Annotated in this window: 18 protein-coding genes; 11 read left to right on the top strand and 7 right to left on the bottom strand. The window is 70.3% G+C overall.

What is annotated here, in order from left to right; all coding sequences use genetic code 11:
- The first annotated feature begins 133 nt into the window (after positions 1 to 133).
- The 4 genes from ettA to KXC43_RS38350 all read left to right on the top strand — a co-directional run bounded on the left by ettA (position 134) and on the right by KXC43_RS38350 (position 3,620).
- Positions 134 to 1,810 (top strand): energy-dependent translational throttle protein EttA, encoded by a 1,677-nt coding sequence (ettA, locus tag KXC43_RS38365; protein ID WP_221381144.1) that lies wholly within the window; start codon positions 134 to 136, stop codon positions 1,808 to 1,810.
- Between the two features lie 36 nt (positions 1,811 to 1,846).
- Positions 1,847 to 2,251 carry an acyl-CoA thioesterase gene (locus KXC43_RS38360; RefSeq protein ID WP_221381143.1) on the top strand — a complete coding sequence of 135 codons (405 nt, stop codon included), beginning with the start codon at positions 1,847 to 1,849 and terminating at the stop codon, positions 2,249 to 2,251.
- Positions 2,248 to 2,907, top strand: coding sequence for a DUF8185 domain-containing protein (locus KXC43_RS38355; protein WP_221381142.1), 660 nt, complete (start codon positions 2,248 to 2,250; stop codon positions 2,905 to 2,907). The genes KXC43_RS38360 and KXC43_RS38355 overlap by 4 nt, the downstream gene beginning before the upstream one ends.
- 131 nt (positions 2,908 to 3,038) lie before the next feature.
- Complete coding sequence (locus KXC43_RS38350) at positions 3,039 to 3,620, top strand: type III secretion system chaperone family protein (protein ID WP_221381141.1); 582 nt, start codon at positions 3,039 to 3,041, stop codon at positions 3,618 to 3,620.
- Between the two features lie 182 nt (positions 3,621 to 3,802).
- On the opposite strand, the gene KXC43_RS38345 is transcribed toward KXC43_RS38350, so the two are convergent.
- The 4 genes from KXC43_RS38345 to KXC43_RS38330 all read right to left on the bottom strand — a co-directional run bounded on the left by KXC43_RS38345 (position 3,803) and on the right by KXC43_RS38330 (position 8,262).
- Entirely contained in the window at positions 3,803 to 5,056 is a 1,254-nt protein-coding gene (locus KXC43_RS38345) for a delta-60 repeat domain-containing protein (RefSeq protein ID WP_221381140.1), read from the bottom strand.
- A 103-nt stretch (positions 5,057 to 5,159) separates the two neighbouring features.
- The gene (locus KXC43_RS38340; RefSeq protein WP_438870940.1) at positions 5,160 to 5,579 is read right to left on the bottom strand and encodes a globin; all 420 of its coding nucleotides are present in this window, start codon (positions 5,577 to 5,579) and stop codon (positions 5,160 to 5,162) included.
- The gene (locus KXC43_RS38335; RefSeq protein WP_221381138.1) at positions 5,576 to 6,976 is read right to left on the bottom strand and encodes an MFS transporter; all 1,401 of its coding nucleotides are present in this window, start codon (positions 6,974 to 6,976) and stop codon (positions 5,576 to 5,578) included. Before KXC43_RS38335 ends, KXC43_RS38340 begins: the two co-directional genes overlap by 4 nt.
- Before the next feature lie 209 nt (positions 6,977 to 7,185).
- Positions 7,186 to 8,262, bottom strand: a complete 1,077-nt coding sequence (locus tag KXC43_RS38330; RefSeq protein ID WP_221381137.1) for a mechanosensitive ion channel family protein — start codon at positions 8,260 to 8,262, stop codon at positions 7,186 to 7,188.
- 232 nt (positions 8,263 to 8,494) lie between these two features.
- Here KXC43_RS38330 and KXC43_RS38325 point away from each other — a divergent pair, with 232 nt between their 5' ends.
- Positions 8,495 to 9,043 (top strand): HNH endonuclease, encoded by a 549-nt coding sequence (locus tag KXC43_RS38325; protein WP_221381136.1) that lies wholly within the window; start codon positions 8,495 to 8,497, stop codon positions 9,041 to 9,043.
- 6 nt (positions 9,044 to 9,049) lie between these two features.
- On the opposite strand, the gene KXC43_RS38320 is transcribed toward KXC43_RS38325, so the two are convergent.
- Both KXC43_RS38320 and KXC43_RS38315 read right to left on the bottom strand, forming a co-directional pair.
- Positions 9,050 to 9,838 (bottom strand): class F sortase, encoded by a 789-nt coding sequence (locus KXC43_RS38320; protein ID WP_255645563.1) that lies wholly within the window; start codon positions 9,836 to 9,838, stop codon positions 9,050 to 9,052.
- A gap of 46 nt (positions 9,839 to 9,884) precedes the next feature.
- Positions 9,885 to 10,388, bottom strand: coding sequence for a hypothetical protein (locus KXC43_RS38315; RefSeq protein WP_221381134.1), 504 nt, complete (start codon positions 10,386 to 10,388; stop codon positions 9,885 to 9,887).
- A 264-nt stretch (positions 10,389 to 10,652) separates the two neighbouring features.
- Between KXC43_RS38315 and ctaJ the strand changes: the two genes are divergently transcribed.
- The 3 genes from ctaJ (at position 10,653) to KXC43_RS38300 (ending at position 12,099) form a co-directional block, all read left to right on the top strand.
- On the top strand, positions 10,653 to 10,940 hold the full coding sequence (gene ctaJ / locus KXC43_RS38310; protein WP_308129449.1) for an aa3-type cytochrome oxidase subunit CtaJ: 288 nt from the start codon (positions 10,653 to 10,655) through the stop codon (positions 10,938 to 10,940).
- A 64-nt stretch (positions 10,941 to 11,004) separates the two neighbouring features.
- Positions 11,005 to 11,385 (top strand): DUF5130 family protein, encoded by a 381-nt coding sequence (locus KXC43_RS38305; RefSeq protein ID WP_221381234.1) that lies wholly within the window; start codon positions 11,005 to 11,007, stop codon positions 11,383 to 11,385.
- Positions 11,386 to 11,532: 147 nt separating this feature from the next.
- Positions 11,533 to 12,099 carry a Uma2 family endonuclease gene (locus KXC43_RS38300; RefSeq protein WP_221381233.1) on the top strand — a complete coding sequence of 189 codons (567 nt, stop codon included), beginning with the start codon at positions 11,533 to 11,535 and terminating at the stop codon, positions 12,097 to 12,099.
- Here the strand turns inward: KXC43_RS38300 and pepN are convergent.
- Positions 12,096 to 14,657, bottom strand: a complete 2,562-nt coding sequence (pepN, locus tag KXC43_RS38295; protein ID WP_221381132.1) for an aminopeptidase N — start codon at positions 14,655 to 14,657, stop codon at positions 12,096 to 12,098. The genes KXC43_RS38300 and pepN overlap by 4 nt on opposite strands.
- 129 nt (positions 14,658 to 14,786) lie before the next feature.
- Here pepN and KXC43_RS38290 point away from each other — a divergent pair, with 129 nt between their 5' ends.
- The 3 genes from KXC43_RS38290 (at position 14,787) to KXC43_RS38280 (ending at position 16,916) form a co-directional block, all read left to right on the top strand.
- Positions 14,787 to 15,416, top strand: a complete 630-nt coding sequence (locus tag KXC43_RS38290) for a mycothiol-dependent nitroreductase Rv2466c family protein (RefSeq protein ID WP_221381131.1) — start codon at positions 14,787 to 14,789, stop codon at positions 15,414 to 15,416.
- A 79-nt stretch (positions 15,417 to 15,495) separates the two neighbouring features.
- The gene (locus KXC43_RS38285) at positions 15,496 to 15,708 is read left to right on the top strand and encodes a hypothetical protein (RefSeq protein ID WP_221381130.1); all 213 of its coding nucleotides are present in this window, start codon (positions 15,496 to 15,498) and stop codon (positions 15,706 to 15,708) included.
- 11 nt (positions 15,709 to 15,719) lie between these two features.
- Positions 15,720 to 16,916, top strand: coding sequence for a DUF1015 family protein (locus tag KXC43_RS38280; RefSeq protein ID WP_221381129.1), 1,197 nt, complete (start codon positions 15,720 to 15,722; stop codon positions 16,914 to 16,916).
- Positions 16,917 to 16,943: the final 27 nt, after the last annotated feature.

The following is a 16,943-nucleotide window of genomic DNA, read 5'->3' as shown; positions in this document are numbered from 1 at the left end:
CGTACGGTCGAGGGGTTGTTAACAGAGGCCGGTGGGCGACCTGGAAAGATTGCCCCTGCATTCTGCAACTCATCCGGCGCTGATCCAGCGCTGAGCCGGCACGAAATCATCGATCACGGAGGTAGGGCGCACCGTGGCCCAGTTCATTTACGTCCTGGAGAAGGCGCGCAAAGCGCACGGCGACAAGGTCGTGCTCGACAACGTGACCCTGAACTTCCTGCCGGGCGTCAAGATCGGCGTCGTCGGCCCCAACGGCGCCGGTAAGTCGACGCTGCTCAAGGTCATGGCGGGAATCGAGACGCTGAGCAACGGCGAGGCCCGCCTGATGCCCGGCTACACCGTCGGCATGCTGGCCCAGGAACCCCCGCTCAACGAGTCCAAGACCGTCCTCGGCAACATCGAGGAAGCGGTGGCCGAGACCAAGGCCAAGCTCGACCGGTTCAACAAGATCGCCGAAGAGATGGCGACCGACTACACCGACGAGCTCATGGAAGAGATGGGCAAGCTGCAGGAGCAGCTCGACAACGTCAACGCCTGGGACCTCGACGCCCAGCTCGAGCTGGCGATGGACGCGCTGCGCTGCCCGCCCCCGGACGCCGACGTCACCCAGCTCTCCGGTGGTGAGCGCCGCCGGGTCGCGCTGTGCAAGCTGCTGCTCGAGGCGCCCGACCTGCTGCTGCTCGACGAGCCCACCAACCACCTCGACGCCGAGAGCGTGAGCTGGCTGGAGCAGCACCTGGCCAAGTACGCCGGCACCGTCATCGCCATCACGCACGACCGGTACTTCCTGGACAACGTGGCCAACTGGATCCTCGAGCTCGACCGCGGGCGCGCCTACCCGTACGAGGGCAACTACTCGACCTACCTCGACAAGAAGGCCCAGCGCCTGGCCGTCGAGGGTCGCAAGGACGCCAAGCTCAAGCGGCGCCTCACCGAGGAGCTCGAGTGGGTGCGGTCGAACGCCAAGGCCCGCCAGACCAAGAGCAAGGCCCGCCTCGACCGGTACGACGAGATGGCGACCGAGGCCGAGAAGACCCGCAAGCTGGACTTCGAGGAGATCCAGATCCCGCCGGGCCCGCGTCTGGGCAGCACGGTCATCGAGACGAAGGACCTGACCAAGGGCTTCGACGGCCGTACGCTCATCGACCACCTGTCGTTCTCGCTGCCCCGCAACGGCATCGTCGGCATCATCGGCCCCAACGGCGTCGGCAAGACCACGCTGTTCAAGACCATCGTCGGGCTCGAGCAGCCCGACGAGGGCACGGTCCGGGTCGGTGAGACCGTCAAGCTGTCGTACGTGGACCAGAGCCGTGAAGGCCTGCAGGGGCCCCAGACGGTGTGGGAGGTCGTCTCCGACGGTCTCGACCACCTCATGGTCGGCAAGGTCGAGATGCCGTCCCGGGCGTACGTCGCGGCCTTCGGGTTCAAGGGTCCCGACCAGCAGAAGCCGGTCAAGGTGCTCTCCGGTGGCGAGCGCAACCGGCTCAACCTCGCGCTGACGCTGAAGATCGGCGGCAACGTGATCCTGCTCGACGAGCCGACCAACGACCTCGACGTCGAGACCCTGGGCAGCCTGGAGAACGCGCTGCTCGAGTTCCCGGGCTGCGCCGTGGTCATCTCCCACGACCGGATGTTCCTCGACCGGGTGGCGACCCACATGCTCGCGTGGGAGGGCACCGACGAGGACCCCGACAAGTGGTTCTGGTTCGAGGGCAACTTCGAGGCGTACGAGAAGAACAAGGTCGAACGTCTCGGCGCCGAGGCCGCCCGCCCGCACCGCGTCACGTACCGCAAGCTGACGCGTGACTGAGCCGGCCCCGCGGCGGAAAACCCCGGAAAAGGGCTCATGAAGCGATTCGTCCACACTGTGCCCGTGCGCTGGTCCGACATGGACGCGTACGGGCACGTGAACAACGCGCGCTTCCTCACTCTCTACGAGGAGGCGCGCGTTGCCATGTTCTTCGTCGGCGCGCGCGAGCACGGGCTGGGCTCGTTCGAGGAGGGCATCGTCATCGCCCGCCACGAGGTCGACTACCTGCGCCCGGTCGACTATGGAGACCCGGTGCGCATCGAGATGTGGATCTGCGAGCAGCGCGCGGCCTCGTTCACCGTCGCCTATGAACTGTTCGACGACGACGTGCTGGCCAGCCGGGCCAGGTCGGTCTGCGTGCCGTACAACCTGGCCAACGGCCACCCGCGCCGGCTCAGTGAGGCCGAGCGCGAGTTCCTGCGGCCCTACCTCGAGTCATGAGCGCGCACGGGCTGCTCGGGGTCCCCGACGCCGGCGCCTTCCTGGCCCGGCTGACCCGGCTCGACCCCGCGGCCCCCGTGCGGTTGCGCAACACCGGCGGGCGGGTCGCCCTCTGGGGCAAGTTGCCGTGGGAGGTGCTGGTCACCCGTGAGGTGGCCGGGCACGGTCCGGGCGATGCCACGGTGGCCGCCGGTCAGCTGCTCGACGTGCTGGCCCGCGGCGGCGACGAGTTGCCCACGCTGCGGGATGCCGACTGGCGCTGGCCGCTGCCCCCGCCGGGCGGTGAGACGGTCGAGGCGGTCTCCGGCGCCGAGTTGAGCCGGCTGGCCGAGGCCGCGGCCGGCACCCTGCGCGAGGTCTCGGCGGGTGGGCTGGCGGGCCGTTCGGTGGGGCAGCGGGCCGTCCGGGATGCTCTGCTCGACCACGTGGCGCTCGTCGTCACCTCACCCACCGGTCGCTCGGTGGAGGTCTCCCAGCGACTCGTTCAGGCGATCTCCCGGATGGGTTTCCTCGGTCCGGGGGAGACTGAGGCTCCGGATACGCGGGTGCGCGTGGCGGGGAACTGGGTGGGCCTTTCGGCACCATATGGAGTGGCGTGGCTACAGGCGGTCAAGAAATTGACCGTAATGCCTATAGGTGGTCACCCGAAAGGGTGATGCATGGTCGTACGAGCGGTCCCGCCCTCCCGTTGGGGGGATGACCTCCGCGACCGGTACGGGTACCGTCGGCCCTCGGATCCACTCGCTACGTCCGGCAGTGGGTTCGCTGGGGAGTGAGGTGCACAAAGATGCCGTGGTGGTCATGGCGTCCGGGCTCGGCGGCAAGTAACGCGCCGGAGGCCGAGGATGATTCGGCGGCGCGCGGCACTCTGCGTGTCGGTGTTCCCGCGCAGCGTGAGCCGAGCCGGCTGCCGGTCCCGGTGGAAGGCGCCGCAACCGACGAGCCCGAGGTCGTCTCTCCGGTGACGCTCACGCGCATCGGCAAGGCGCTCGATCTGCTCGACATCCGGTTCCTGGCCGACGGCGGCGGAAGCCTGCTGGCGATGTGGGAACGACACGCGGTGCTGTTCACGCTGGAGGGCCCCGACGACGAAATTCTCGTCATGCGCGCCCGCCCGCACTCAACGGTCCCACCCGACTGGGCCGACCGCGCCTACCGCGTGGTCAACGAGTGGAACCACACCCGCCGCTTCTGCAAGGCCTACGTGGGCGACCCCACAGAACGTGGCCAGCTACCCATATACGCAGAACTACAGGTCCCCCTGGCCGCAGGCACCCACGACGCCCTCTTGACAGAACTACTGGACTGCGGCGCAGCAGTAGCCACAAGCTTCGTCGACTGGCTACACGACGAGGGCGCGCTGTTATAAGGCTCCGCTTCGCTCCGCGGCGATTTGCCCCAGGAGGCCGATGAGATGACGTGCGGTTTTTCGACGCCGCGGGGTTTGCGGCGGCGGAAAACCGCACGTCATCTCATCGACGGGCAAATCGCGGGTCGCTCACATCAGTGGTGGCTCCCGTATAAATAGGGCGTCGGGGTTGAGGGCTGGGCTTAGAGCGGGAACATGCCGATCCGGCCGTGGTACTCCTTGCCGAGTTGGTCGGTGTCGGAGCCGACGAGCAGGCCCTGCGGGGTGGCGACGAAGACCCGGACGCCCACGCCGCGCTTGCGGGTCGGGTTCCAGGAGAGGGCGCGCCCCGTGCTCGGGCTGACCGCCCCGATGCCCACCCGCGAGACAGCGCCCGGCCCCGGCCCCTTGTCGTCGGTGCCGTGCGGGTTGTCGAAGTAGCGCTGGTGCCCGCCGAGGTACACAGCCGAGCCTGTCACCGCGACCGCGTAGAGCGAGTCACCGCCGGTGCGCTGCACCCACGTCGGGTTGTGCCGCCCGGTGCCGCCGGTCTCGAAGCGGGCCGCCGAGTCGCAGAGCCGGTCGGGCGAGGACGCGCGGCCGGTCGCGGCGACCACGATGTAGGAGCCGTCGGGTGAGAATTTGACCTGCCGCAGGTACGTGTCGAAGCCCTTCATGCACTGCGGCTTGTAGGCGTCGGTGTACCAGCTGGTCAGCTGAGCTGACGGGCCGGCCACGTCGAACATCGCGATCTGCGTGCGGTCGTAGCCGCTCGCCCGCAGCAGGGCGCCCACCGCGACCAGCTTCCGGCCGTCGGGTGAGATGTCGAAGTGCTCGACCCGGGTGCGGCTGAGACCGGGGGCGCTCAGGCGGGCGTCGAAGCCGGAGTCCACCGCCCCCGTGGCCGAGCTGAGACGGGCCAGCCCGGCCCGGTTGACGCCGTTGATGTTCTGGAACGTCCCGGCCGCGTACAGCCGTGAACCGCGCGCCTGGACGGCCCGCACGTCGCCCCACCCGATCCGGGCGGTGAAGGCGCTGACCCGCTGGCCGCCGAGCGTCAGCTTGGTGATGCCGCGCTGGGCGGCGCCGTTCACGGTCTTGAAGGCGCCACCGGCGTACACCGTGCCGTCGGCGCCGGGCGCGAGGGAGTAGACAGCGCCGTCGACCCGTGGGGCGAAGGTGCGGATGGCGCCGTCACGCAGGCCGTACGCGAAGAGGTTCTTGCGGGCGAGGGTGGTCCGCCGGGCGGCGTCGGTGACCTTGGTGAACGCGCCGCCGACGACGACGGTGTCACCGACCACGGCCATCGACCAGACGGTCCCGTCCAGCACGTGCGGGGTGAAGTCGACGGGGTTGGGGGACACCACGGTGGAGTGGGCCATGTCAGCCGCGGCGGGGTGCGCGCACGCCACGACGGCGGCGGCGACGGTGGCGGCGGCGAGCAGGCGGCGGCGCATGGCGGAGCTCCTGGTCGTTATACCCGAATTAACAGGTGATGGGCGGGTTGGTCACCCGCTCAACGACCTAGCCGCGCCGCCGGAAACGATCAGCCCGGCTCGCTCAGGCGTTGACCATGAAGTACGCGGCGCGTTCCAGGTAGTCCCACAGCTGGTCGTGCAGGGGCTGGGGGAGCTCGAGGGAATCGACGGCGGCGCGCATGTGGGTCAGCCAGGCGTCGCGGGCGGCGGCGTCCACGACGAAGGGGGCGTGCCGCATGCGCAGGCGGGGGTGTCCGCGCGTCGCCGAGTAGGTGTTGGGGCCGCCCCAGTACTGCATGAGGAACAGCGTCATCCGCTCGGCGGCGGGCGCGAGATCGCCCTCGGGGTACATCGGCCGCAGCAGCGGATCGTCGGCGATGCCCTCGTAGAAGCGATCGACGAGGCGCCGGAACGTGGGTTCGCCGCCGACGGCGTCGAAGAAGGTCGGTGCGGTCACCTGTCCATCCTGCCAGGTGTAAGGAGCGGCGACCGCCGCGGTCACTGTCGCTCGGGTGTGACGCTTGTCGTCGCCACCGCCGGCCGGGGCGGCGCGGGTGGCGCGACGGGGGCGACCGGGGCCGGCGGCGGTGGTGGGGGCTGGCTCTCGGCGGCCGCGTCGGTGGCGGCGGCGAAGGTGGCGGAGCTGGGCCACCGGTATGCCAGGAGTGTCAGCGCGACCGTGCCGCCCACGCTCCACAGGCCGACCACCGCCGGCAGCCGGAAGTGGTCGGCGAGCAGGCCGGTGACCATCACGGCGCCGAACTGACTGAACTGGAGGCCGGTCTGCATCACGCCGTACGCGCGGGCGCGGTAGCCGTGCGGCAGGATCAGCACGAACTTGCCGTTGAGGGTGGGCACCACGCCGCCCTGGGCGATGCCGGACAGGGCCACCATGATGGCGACGATCGGCGCCGGCGGGGCGGCGAGCGCCGGCACCAGCGCGAGCGCTGACAGCACGGCGAGCGGTCGCACCAGCCGGTCGCGCAGGGCGGGCCCGGCGAGCCGGTTGATCAGCAGGCCGCCGACCACGAAGCCGATCGGCCCGGCCGCCATGATCAGGCCCTGGTTGAGGCCGCGGGCAGCCGGGTCGGAGTCGCCCTCGGCGGCCCAGGCGGCGGCCAGCCCCTCGGGCACGATCGCGAACATGGTGAGAACGAAGACCATGATCGCGATGGACCGCAACGTGGTCGAGCCGAACACCAGGCGGTAACCCTCGGCCGACTCGCGCAGCAGGTGGCGTCGCTCGGCGCGGTTGTGCGCGGCCGGCCGGGGCCGCACCCGGATCGCGATCAGCAGGGCCGAGACGGCGAAGGTGATCACGTCGATGATCAGGGCCACCTGCGGGTTGATCGCGGTGGCCAGGGCGGCGCCGGCCAGGTAGCCGAAGACCTGAGCGGCCTGCACGCTGGTGGCGTTGGTGGCGACCGCGATGGGCAGCATCTCGCGCCCCACCACCAGCGGCTGCAACGCCGAGCGGGCGGCCTGGGTGGGTGGGGTGCCGAGGGCAGCCAGGAAGACGATCAGCAGCATGACCGGGATCGGCATGTGCGGGATCAGCAACAGCGTGATGAGCACCATGCGATAGATGTCGGCGGCGATCAGCACCCGCTGGTAGGGGTAGCGCTCGACCAGTGCCGAGAGCACGGTGCCACCGATGACCCAGGGCAGGAACGTCACCGCGAAGGCTGCCGCCGACAGCAGCACCGACTGGCTCTGCTCGTAGACCAGGACGGTGATGGCGGCCCGGGCCAGATAGTCGCCGACCCAGTTGGTGACCAGGGAAAGGTAGAGCGCCCGGTATTCGCGGATGGCAAAGAGATCACGAAACGTGATCAGCCGCTCGCTCTCCGTAGGCGCGTCGGCACTGGCTGCCGTGCGCGCATCCGGGTCTTCGGACACCAGGCCCTCCATCGATCTCGGCATTCCGCCTGTTCAGACGGTCACCGGGGCACGCCCGCGCGGGGCCGGCGCCCGACGGGAACGTGATGCCGCATGTGCGAATGCTCAAGCGGATTCTGCCCGATCGTCCGAGCCGATGCTAGGGCGTACGGGCGGATTGTCGGCCATTCGGTCGAGGCCGGACATCACCCGGAAGAACTAATCCCAGCTCAGCTCGCCCCGCCCGGCTGCTGATCGTTCCCCGAATTCCCGAGGTACGCCGGAGGCACCGCACCCCGCGGCAGCAATCGAGAGGCGGCGATGCGCTCGGAGAGCCCGGAGGCCTCGAGCGCCTCGGTCAGGGCCCGCCGCAGCTCCCGCTGGACGGTCACCTGGCCGTCGGCGGTGGTCTTGGCGATCGTCCGGATCGTCGCGCCGTCGACGGTCAGTTGCTCGACCCCGACCACGTCGGGCGGCTCCAGGAACTCGGTCTGGTGGTCGGGCAGCTCGGCGACGGCCTGGGCCGCCTCGCGCAGGACGGCGATGGCCTGCTCGGAGTTGACGAAGCCGATCGGGATGTCGATCACGACCATGGCCCAGCCCTGGCTCTTGTTGCCGACCCGGACGATCTCGCCGTTGCGGATGTACCAGAGCACCCCACGCGCGTCGCGGATGGTGGTGATGCGCAGGCCGACGGTTTCGACCACGCCGGTCGCCTCGCCCACGTCGACCGTGTCGCCCACGCCGTACTGGTCCTCGAGCAGCATGAAGAGGCCGGCGATCAGATCCTTGACCAGGCTCTGGGCGCCGAAGCCGAGGGCCACGCCGACGATGCCGGCGCTGGCCAGCAGCGGCCCGAGGTTGAAGCCGAGCTCACCGAAGACCAGCAGGGCGGCCATCGTGAACACCACGGCGCTCACGAAGCTGCGCAGCACCGACCCGATCGCCTCGGCCCGTTGCCGCCGGCGCTCGGGGATGAACTGACCGTCCTCGGCCGTGGCCGTGACCTTCTCGCGCAGCGGGCGCAGCAGGGCCGGCATCGAGGCGCGGCTCGAGGTGTGGGTCAGGCGGTCGATCGCGCGGTGCAGCAGCCACCGGATGAGCATCGCGATCAGGATGATGCCGATGATCCGCAGCGGCTTCACGATGATCACGTAGCTGCTGTTGGCGAGCCACTGGTTGTTCGTCCACTCGAAGACCCGGCTGCAGACGACGTCGGTGTCGCAGATCGCGGACACGTCGGGCGACTGGAAGTAGTCGGTGGGGGTGGGCGAGCTCGGACCGGGGTTGGGGGCTAGCAACAACACGGGAAGCCACCGTACCGGGCGGGGACGGGCCGGCTCTCAGCCACCACTCAGCGCTGTGACCTCAGACGTTTACCGTCCGGCCACGGATTGTGCTCGCAATTTGGTCATCCATCAGGGACTATTGGCGCACGGGACCTCGTCGTCGAGGCCTCGCTACCAGACCACGGGCAGTATTCGACCAAGCAAAAGCATCAGGAGCGGTGACAAGCGCCAACCCCGAAGGGTGACAGCGATGCCTGACATACGACCTACAGTGGGCTCATCCGCGTTGGTTCTGAACGCCACCTACGAGCCGCTGTGCGTCGTATCTGTGCGTCGGGCGACCATCCTGGTGCTGACGGCCAAGGCCGAGTGCGTCTCCGACGGTGACGGCCTGCTGCACAGTGTGCACACCACCCTTCCCGTCCCGTCCGTGGTCCGCCTGACGAGGTACGTGAAGGTTCCGTACCGTACGCATGTCGGCCTCTCCCGCCGGGCGATCTTCGCGCGTGACGGGGGCCGGTGCGCCTACTGCCGCGGTTCGGCCGAGACCATCGACCACGTGTTCCCGCGCAGTCGCGGCGGCCTGCACGCGTGGGACAACGTCGTGGCGGCCTGCGCCAAGTGCAACCACAGCAAGGGCGACAAGACCCCGGCCGAGCTCGGCTGGCGGCTCCACCAGATACCAGCCGCGCCCCGGGGGGTGGCCTGGCGGGTGCTCGGACACCGCACGCCCGATCCCCGTTGGGCCGACTGGCTCGACCTACCTGCCGCCCCGGCCGTCACGGCTGAGGCGGCTTGATTGTTTCTAGGTCTTCTTCGCGGAGACCAGGGACGCGAAGACCACGATGTTGTCGGAATAGCCCGTGCTGCCGCCGACCCAGCGGCCGCCGCAGGTCACCAGGCGCAGTGACGGCCGGCTGTAGTCGCCGTAGACCCGCTGCACCGGCAGCTTGCCCTTGTCGAAGTGCTCGACCGAGTTCACCTCGAAGACGGCGACCGAGTTGTCGGCCCGGGTCACCTCGATACGCTGGCCCGGCTTGAGCTTCGGCAGGCCGTGGAAGACCGAGGGGCCCGTACGCGTGTCCGCGTGCCCGACGATCAGGGCCGGCCCGAACTGTCCCGGGGTGGGCCCGCCGTCGAACCAGCCGGCCTCGTTGTGCCGCTTGAGCGGCGGCACCCCGACCGACCCGTCCGAGGCCAGCCCCACCTCGAGGATCGGGGCCCGCACGTTGATGGCCGGGATGCTCAGCCGCTCGGGCCGGCTCGGGTCGAGCACCGGGAACGCCCGCGGCGGGGCCTGGTTCTTCGCCGAACCGCCGAACAGTCCGGTCAGGTCGAGGTTGGTGGCCGCCCCCAGGCCCATGGCGACCACGAACAGGCCGAGGAAAAGCAGGGCGAGCGCGATCAGGCCGATCGGCCACGGCTTCTTGCCGCGCATGGGCCGGGGCGGCTGCCGGGGTTGCGGGCGGGGGCTGGGTGCGCGAAAGGGAGGGCGGCCGCGGGTGCGGGGCGGGGGCGGCAGCGGCCCCGTGATGGTGCCGGGCGGCGGAGCGACGATCTGGGCCGGGCGCTTGCGCAGCACCGACTCGGGCATGCGAGGCCCTCTCACCGGGGGCGGCTGTCGGCTGGCCATGCGGGCCTCAGCCGAGCCGCCGCCGGCGCAGCGCGACCACGCCGAGCCCGATGGCCGCCGCGATGACGGCGAGGCCGCTGCCGATCAACATCGGCGCGCCGCGCCCCGGGGCGGTACCGCCCGCACCGGTGGCCGGACCGCGGGCCGGCTGCACCTTGGCCACCACGTGCAGCGTGGCCGACGCCGTGGCGCCGTCGGGGCAACGCAGGTCGATCCGGTAGTCGCCGGGGCGAGTGCTCGAGGGCACCCGCGCGGTCGCGGTCAGGAAGCCGTAGCGCGGCGCCACCGTGACCGTGCCGAACAGCCCCGAGTTGACCGTCGCTGCCTTGAGATTGTCGTCACACGAGGCGCGGAGTCCGACCTCGTCGCCCGCCGGGACCGTGCTCGGGCTCAACTCGAGAAAGACAGCGGCCCGGGCCGCCGCCGCCGACTCGGCCGGCGAGATCGGGATGAACAGGACAGGTAGGCCCAGGACGAGCGCCGCCAGGGCGGCGGGGACGGACAAGCGCATCGATTCCCCCTCCTGCCGTTCGAGGGCGCGTGGGCACGAACGGCGCGTGTGGGTGATTTTCGCACCTCGCGGCCAATTCCGCGTAGATCCCGACGGCGTGAGACCCGTCCGGCCGCCCGCCGCCCGCCCTTGACCAGACTGAAGACCTGCCTTATACGAGACCCGGCGACTCGGGATGTCCGTCGCTCCGCTACCGTGACTGGTGTTCGTTTCATCAGGGAATTCAGGCGCCTGGGGGCGTTGAGGTTGTCGATTCTGAGTACCGTGCTGATCTATCTGATCATTCCCGCGGGTGTGATCGCGCTGGTGGCCGCGCTCGTCTTGGCGGGTGGCCGCAGCGAGAAGCCTGATCGCCGCTACCGGCCGGGCCGTCCGTACACGTTCCAGCCGATCTGGTTCCTGGCCTCGCCGGAACAGGTCATCGGCCACGACCAGCCGGCCGTGGCCGGCCGCGGGAACGGCCAGGCCGCCCTCACCGGTCCCGTGCTGGAAGACAGCGCCGGCGCCCGGATCAAGGCCGGTCCGACAGGAGGCGCAAGTGACAGCTGGTGACCTGGCCGCTCAGGGTGGGCACGACCAGCCCCTGACCGAGCTCGACCACCCGGGCGGCGACACCATCGTGGCCCACAGCCACGCCGCCGACGGTCCCTTCACCACCCGGCAGCTGCTCCGGCTCGACCACGCGCTGCGCGTCGCCAACGACGAGACGGGGCTGACCTTCAGCGTCTACCTCGGCGAGTTCGAGACGCCGGCCCGCGAGTTCGCCGAGAAGCTGCACAAGCAGGTCGAGAACTCCGACCGGGCCGTGCTCATCGCGGTCTCGCCCAACCAACGCAAGCTCGAGATCGTCACCGGCAACGAGGCGCGCAAGCGCATCTCCGACCGGGACGCGAAGCTGGCCGGCCTGTCCATGGCGGCCGCGTTCGCGGGCGGCGACCTGGCCGGTGGCATCGTCGCCGGTCTCGACCAGTTGGCCACCCACGCGGGTCGCAGTTAGTCAGATCTAGGACAGCGCTCTCGCCCCGCCGCTGGTGGGACGGGGGCGCTCGTCGTTGTGCGGAATCCGAAACCGAGCGGTAACAACACTGTGTAGGTAAGCTGATCACCCCGTGCAAGCGGCATCGCGGAGGTGGTCCGGGTGGTGATGACGAGTCCCGCGGCGAGCAGCCCGCCCCGGTGGACTACGCCGGACGGCCAGTGGACCGAGCCCGATCTGCACCTCTTCCCGCAGGACGGTCACCGCTACGAGATCGTCGACGGCAGCCTGCATGTCGCGCCGCCCGAGCCCGAGTCGCACGAGGCGCTGGTGCGCGCGGTCGTCACCACCCTGCGCGCGGCCGCGCCGCCGGGCTGGTGGGTCTGTGACCGATTGGGCGTCGAGATCGGCCAGAGCAACTTGGTGCCCGACGTCACCGTGCTGCGCCCCCGCTCGTCCGGGGCGATCTGGTGCGACCCGGCCGACGTGGCTCTGGTCGTCGAGGTCGAGACGAGCGCCACCCGCCGCTTCGACCGTCTGCTCAAGCCCTCGCTGTACGCCGAGGGCGGCATCCCGGCGTTCTGGCGGGTCGAGCCCGGCCGGCTGAGCCCAGTGCTGCGGACGTACGAGCTGGGCGCCGCCCGCTATCGGGCCCAGCACAGCATCGAGGGCGCCGAGCCGGTCAAGCTCGACGCCCCCTATCCCGTCCGAGTAGCCCCGGCCGCGTGGATCTAGTTGGCCGCAGCGGCATCCTTCGCCCGGGCCTTGAGGGCGCGGACGATGCCGTCGCGGCCCTCGGCGACCAGGCGCCGCAGTGAGGCCGGGTGCCCGTCGCGGGCCAGCCAGGCGTCGGTGAGTTCCACCGTGCGCTCGCTGACCTGGTAGACCGGGTAGCCCATCTGCACGAACTCCTGCGCCGGCTCGCTGTCCGAGCGGGCCCACACGTCGGCCACCACGTCGAAGTACTTCTCGGCGTAGGGCGCGGTCAGCTCGGTCTGCTTGGCGCTCTGGAAGCCGCTCAGCAACGAGCGGTTGAGCCAGTTGGGCAGGTCGGCCTCGCCGGTCAGCTCGCCCCACACCCGGGCCTTGTTCTCGGCGGTGGGGATGAGCGCCCGGGCGATCGCCGCCTCCCGCTCGCCGCTGGCCGTGCGGTCGGAGTTCAGCTCGTTCTCGATCTCCTCCTCGCCGGCCGCGCCCAGCGACGCCAGCGACTGGAGCAGCGACCAGCGCAGCTCGGTGTCGACGACCAGGCCCTCGGGCACGCCCTTGCCGTCGAGCCAGCCCCGCAGCACGGCCTGTTCCTCCGGCGTGCGGGAGGCGGTGATCAGCGAGCGGGCCCAGCTGAGCTGCCAGCCGCTGCCCGGCTCGGCCGCGGCCAGCGACGTGCGGGCCAGCTCGGCCAGCTGCGCCCAGCCCGTGGAGGTCCAGGCCGGGTCGGCGTACTGCGCGACGGCGGTCGCCGCCTGCCGGGCCGTCCAGGTGGTCAGGTTGATGTCGGTCTCGGCGGGCAGGCCCGAGCAGACCAGCGTCACGTAGTCGCGGGTGGCCATCTCGCCGTCGCGCAGCATGTCCCACGCCGCGTTCCAGACCAGCGCGCGCGACAGCGACGAGTCGAGCCCGTCGATGTGCCGCACCACGACGGCCAGCGAGCCCTCGTCGAGCCGCAGCTTCGTGTACGACAGGTCGTCGTCGTTGAGCAGCACGACATCGGCCGCCTTGACGCCCGCCAGCGCCGGGATCTCGGTGCGCTCGCCGGTCACGTCGATCTCGAGCAGGTCGCGCCGCACGAGCCGCTTCCCCTCGAGGTCGTAGAGGCCGACCCCGATGCGGTGGGTGCGCAGCGTCGGATAGTCGGCCGGGGCCTCCTGGTGCACCAGCACGCGGGTGTAGGCGCCGTCCGGTCCCACCTCGACGATCGGGCGCAGCGTGTTGACCTGGGCCGTCTCGAGCCACTGGGCGGCGAACTTGCGGAGCTCGCGGCCGGACGCCGTCTCGAGCTCGGTGAGCAGGTCGTCGAAGGTGGCGTTGCCCCACGCGTGCTTGCCGAAGTAGGCGCGCAGACCGGCGACGAAGGAATCCTCACCGACGTAGGCGACCAGCTGCTTGACGACGCTCGCACCCTTGGCGTACGTGATGCCGTCGAAGTTGACCTCGACGGCCTCGAGGTCGGGCATCTCGGTGTAGACCGGGTGCGTCGAGGACAGCTGGTCCTGGCGGTAGCCCCAGCTCTTGCGCACGGACAGGAAGGTCGTCCAGGCGTCGGTGAAGCGGGTGGCGTGCGAGCTGCACCAGTGGCTGGCCCACTCGGCGAACGACTCGTTCAGCCACAGGTCGTTCCACCAGCGCATGGTCACGAGGTCGCCGAACCACATGTGGGCCATCTCGTGCAGGATCGTGTTCGCGCGCTGCTCGTACTCGAAGTCGGTGACCTGCGAGCGGTAGATGTAGTGCGACTCGGCGTGCGTGACGCAGCCGAAGTTCTCCATCGCGCCGGCGTTGAAGTCGGGCACCCAGAGCTGGTCGTACTTGGGCAGCGGGTAGCGCACGCCGAACTGCTCGTGGAAGAAGTCGAAGCCCTGCTTGGTGATCAGGAACAGATCGTCCGGGTCGAGGTACTGAGCCATCGAGGCCCGGCAGTACACGCCCAGATCGATGCCGTCGTGCGAGTCGCGCACCTCGTGGTACGGCCCCGCGCAGATCGCGGTGATGTAGGTGCTCATCCGCGGCGACTGCTGGAAGTGCACCGTCTTGGCGCCCGGGCCCGCCGCCTCGTCCCGCTCGACCGGCATGTTCGAGACGATCTTCCAGTGCTTCGGCACGGTGGCGTGCCAGGTGTAGACGCTCTTGAGGTCGGGCTGGTCGAAGCAGGCGTAGACCCGCTGGGCGTCGGCCGTCTCGAACTGGCTGTAGAGGTAGACCTCTTTGTCGACCGGGTCGAGGCTGCGCTGCAGGCCCTGGCCGCTGGCCGAGTAGAAGAAGTCGGCGTCGACCACCAGTTCGTTCTCGGCGGCCAGGCCGGTCAGGGTCAGGCCCTTCTCGGCCGAGAAGCCGGTCAGGTCGACCGGCTCGCCGTTCAGGGTCGCGGACCGCACCGACGAGGCCGCGGTCTCGATGAAGGTTTCCGCACCGGGCTCGCGGCAGGTGAACGTCACAACCGTGGTGGAGCGGAAGGTGCCGTCGCCGGGATTGCCGTAGCCGTCGGTCAGATCCAAGGTGATGTCGTATCCGGTGACCTCCAGCAGGCGTGCCCGCTCGGCCGCCTCCACCTGGGTCAAATTACGAACTCCGGCCACAGCCACTCTCCTCTGAGCGCACAAGCTTTCCTCCGCCAGCCTAGGCGGACGCGAGGTGTCCCACCTCACCCGGACCACAACCCGCGGCGATAGCGACACCAGATAGTTGCGTGGAGGAGTATCTGACTCATGACTGAACGCGCCACGGTCGACATGTGGTTCGACCCCGCCTGCCCCTGGGCCTGGATTACCTCGCGCTGGCTGCTGGAGGTCGAGAAGGTCCGCCCCCTCGACATCCGGTTCAACGTGATGAGCCTGGCCGTGCTCAACCAGGGCCGCGACCTGCCTTCGGAGTACACCAGCTTCCTCGAGAAGGCCTGGGGTCCCGTACGGGTCTGCATCGCCGCCGAGGAGGCCGCCGGCCCGCAGGTGCTCCGCGACCTCTACACCGCCCTCGGCACCCGGATCCACCTGCGCAAGTACGAGTTCGGCGAGCAGCTCTACACCGAGGCGCTGACCGAGGCCGGCCTCGACCCGGCGCTGGCCGACGCGGCCGGCAGCAACGCCTGGGACGACGCGCTGCGTGGCAGCCACGACGCGGGCATGAAGCCGGTCGGGATGGACGTCGGCACCCCGGTCATCCACGCGCCCGGCCCCGGCGGCGGCGACGAGAAGATCGCCTTCTTCGGCCCGGTCGTCACCCCGGCCCCCAAGGGCGAGGCCGCGGGCCGCCTGTGGGACGGCGTGATGCTGGTCGCCGGCACTCCCGGTTTCTACGAGATCAAGCGCACACGTGACATCGGTCCGGTATTCGACTGATCCCGGCGAAAGCGCTACCGGCCGGTCCGCCACGTCGTTGGATGAGGTGATGCACACCTCATTCCACGACGAGGCGGAAATGACTGACTCCGACGCCGTCGCCCTGTCGGCCATCGCGGTGCACCGTGATGACTGGGTAAACCTCCCGCCCGAGCTGGCCGCGCTGGTGGCGCCGCCGGTCACGGTCTCGGCAGTGCCGGTCGAACGCCCGGTCGGCAGTTGGCGCCGCGGCCAGCTGGCCAGGTCACGGGGCAACATGCCCGTCGGACGGCACCGTGGGGCGGCCCGGTAACTTCTTGTGTCATGACGGTCGTGCACCCGATCAGCCGGGCCTGGGTCACCACTGGTGGCACGGGCGCCCAGAACTACGACGAATTCGCCGACGACGCCGAAATAACGTCCATCATCGCCGACAATCCGCATAGTTCACTCGCTGTCGAGATGCCGCACCTGGCACCCGAGTCACTGGGCAAGACCTTTGCCGCCTCGCTGCCCGACGCGGTGGCCCGGCTCGCGCTCGAGCGCGCCGAGGGCCTCTACACGCCGGCCGACGAGGTCGTCGTGCTCTACCGGATCACCGCGGCGGGCGAGCCCCCCGCGTACGGGCTGTGGTGCCTGGTCGACACCGACCAGATCTCGACCAGCGCCGACGAGCCGGGCCTGGTCATCCGCAACGAGGACGTCTTCCTCGAGAAGGTCCGCGAGCGCGTGGCCCTGGCCGAGGCGGTGGGGACGCTGCTGTCCCCGGTCCTGTTGCTGCAGACCGGCAAGGGCGAGCAGCTGCACGCGGCCCTGGCCGCCGCCACCGACGCGGCGGGCGCCCCGGCTGCGACCGACGTCGACCAGACCGGCCGCACCCACGCCATCTGGCTGCTCGGTCCCGGCCCCCAGCAGGACGAGCTGACCGCCCTGGCCGGCGGGGGCGAGCTGGTCGTGGCCGACGGCAACCACCGCAGCCTGGCCGCGCAGACCGCCGGCCTGCCGCGCTTCCTGGCCGTCGTCACGACGCCCGCCTCGGTCGCCATCCAGCCCTACAACCGCCTGGTCAGCGAGCTGCCGCTGCCCCTCGACGAGCTGCTCGCGCGGCTTCGTGAGGCCGGGGCGACGGTCACCGAGGTGCCGCGGCCCGCGCGCACGCCGGGCAAGGGCACCATCGAGCTGTATTCGGCCGGGCGGTCCTTCGCCGTCGGCCTGCCGGTCAACACCAACCTGGCCGACGTCGACAACCTCGACCACGCGCTGGTCGAGCGGGTGCTGCTGCGCGACGCCCTGGGGCTCGATCCCGGCGACAAGCGGATCAACTACGTGGGCGGTGACTACCCGGCCGAATGGCTGCGCGGCGAGGTCGAGGCCGGCCGGTCCGAGCTGGCCGTGCTGATCGCGCCGGTCACCGTCGACGACTTCGTCCGGGTGAATCTCGAACGGCAGAAGCTGCCCCGCAAGAGCACGTGGTTCACGCCCAAGGCGCGGGGCGGTCTAGTCCTCAGCCAGCTCGACTGATGCTGAACCCCCATCCGACCACCCCAC

The organism is Paractinoplanes polyasparticus (assembly GCF_019710575.1).
GTDB classification, from domain to species: domain Bacteria; phylum Actinomycetota; class Actinomycetes; order Mycobacteriales; family Micromonosporaceae; genus Actinoplanes; species Actinoplanes polyasparticus.
The sequence above is the reverse complement of the archived record's forward strand: the minus strand, read 5'-3'. Positions and strand labels throughout refer to the sequence as shown.

Coding starts and splice junctions, on each gene's coding strand:
- KXC43_RS38285 (WP_221381130.1), top strand. CDS start 15,496: ATGACTGACTCCGACGCCGTCGCCCTGTCGGCCATCGCGGTGCACCGT.
- KXC43_RS38345 (WP_221381140.1), bottom strand. CDS start 5,056: ATGCGCCGCCGCCTGCTCGCCGCCGCCACCGTCGCCGCCGCCGTCGTG.
- KXC43_RS38315 (WP_221381134.1), bottom strand. CDS start 10,388: ATGCGCTTGTCCGTCCCCGCCGCCCTGGCGGCGCTCGTCCTGGGCCTA.
- KXC43_RS38280 (WP_221381129.1), top strand. CDS start 15,720: ATGACGGTCGTGCACCCGATCAGCCGGGCCTGGGTCACCACTGGTGGC.
- KXC43_RS38355 (WP_221381142.1), top strand. CDS start 2,248: ATGAGCGCGCACGGGCTGCTCGGGGTCCCCGACGCCGGCGCCTTCCTG.
- KXC43_RS38290 (WP_221381131.1), top strand. CDS start 14,787: ATGACTGAACGCGCCACGGTCGACATGTGGTTCGACCCCGCCTGCCCC.
- KXC43_RS38325 (WP_221381136.1), top strand. CDS start 8,495: ATGCCTGACATACGACCTACAGTGGGCTCATCCGCGTTGGTTCTGAAC.
- KXC43_RS38300 (WP_221381233.1), top strand. CDS start 11,533: ATGACGAGTCCCGCGGCGAGCAGCCCGCCCCGGTGGACTACGCCGGAC.
- KXC43_RS38360 (WP_221381143.1), top strand. CDS start 1,847: ATGAAGCGATTCGTCCACACTGTGCCCGTGCGCTGGTCCGACATGGAC.
- KXC43_RS38320 (WP_255645563.1), bottom strand. CDS start 9,838: ATGCCCGAGTCGGTGCTGCGCAAGCGCCCGGCCCAGATCGTCGCTCCG.
- KXC43_RS38350 (WP_221381141.1), top strand. CDS start 3,039: ATGCCGTGGTGGTCATGGCGTCCGGGCTCGGCGGCAAGTAACGCGCCG.